Below are 267 nucleotides of genomic sequence, written 5' to 3' on the forward strand. Positions count from 1 at the left end.
CCGGATTCGTGATCGTCACTGTATGCGTGCCGTCGCCGTTGTCGACTACTGTCGCCGTTGGTGACTTACCGTCTACTCCGTCTTTGATGACTGTTGTTGTTGTCGTACCATCTGGATTTGTGATCGTTACTGTGTGTGTACCGTCTCCATTGTCGACTACTGTCGCCGTTGGTGATTCGCCGTCCGCACCATCTTTGATCACTGTTGTTGTTGTCGTGCCATCTGGATTCGTGATCGTCACTGTGTGTGTACCGTCTCCATTGTCGA

At 51.7% G+C, this 267-nt stretch carries 1 protein-coding gene; it reads right to left on the reverse strand.

What is annotated here, in order from left to right:
- A partial coding sequence (locus ERX37_RS11335) for a collagen-flanked surface repeat-containing protein (protein WP_208001705.1) occupies nucleotides 1-267 on the reverse strand: 267 nt, incomplete at both ends.

The organism is Macrococcus hajekii, assembly GCF_004359505.1.
GTDB lineage: Bacteria > Bacillota > Bacilli > Staphylococcales > Staphylococcaceae > Macrococcus > Macrococcus hajekii.